Consider the following 707-nt stretch of genomic DNA (forward strand, 5'->3'; position numbering starts at 1 on the left):
CCTCGAAACGGCGCGCCGGGCCGGCGCACGCGACAGCGTGGCCTCGCCGGACTGCATCCAGAGCGAGACCGAAGCCCGCGAGGGCGTGGCCCAGGTCTGGCCCGGCCTCACCGCCAGCGCCCGCTCGCGCTGCACGCGCCTCGCCGACCGGCGCCAGTCCTTCCTGATCCTGGGCAGCTGCGTCGAGCGGGAAGCCGCCGCTCCGCGCTGAGGCTCCTCCGGCGCATGGTCGCGCCCCACAAGACGCGCTTGACGCCGGCCTGATTCGCCATTTCAAGCGCGCATGACCCAGCACGACCGAATCCTGATCCTCGATTTCGGCAGCCAGGTGACGCAGCTCATCGCGCGCCGGCTCCGCGAGACCGGCGTCTATTGCGAAGTCTGGCCCTTCAACGCCGCCGCGCCGGACCGCATCCGCGCCTTCGCGCCCAAGGGCATCATCTTCTCCGGCGGCCCCGCATCCGTCACCGAGGGCGAATCGCCCCGCGCGCCGGAAGAGGTCTTCTCGATGGGCCTGCCCATCCTGGGCATCTGCTACGGCCAGCAGACGCTGGCCGCGCAGCTCGGCGGGACCGTCGAGGGCGGGCATGCCGCGGAGTTCGGCCGCGCCGTCGTCGATGTCACCGGCGAGTGCTCGCTGACCCAGGGCGTCTGGGCCAAGGGCGCCAAGGAGACGGTGTGGATGTCGCATGGCGACCGCATCACCG

Annotated in this window: 2 protein-coding genes; both read left to right on the forward strand. The window is 72.1% G+C overall.

Features of this window, described 5'->3' with window-relative positions; translation table 11 throughout:
- On the forward strand, positions 1-211 hold a 211-nt coding region (locus AC1DWF_RS34605), incomplete at its 5' end, for a hypothetical protein (protein ID WP_476842995.1).
- Between the two features lie 72 nt (positions 212-283).
- Positions 284-707, forward strand: a 424-nt coding sequence (locus AC1DWF_RS34610) for a glutamine amidotransferase-related protein (RefSeq protein ID WP_476842996.1), incomplete at its 3' end; no start/stop codon positions are given.

This window comes from Aminobacter sp. P4_D5, assembly GCF_056401815.1.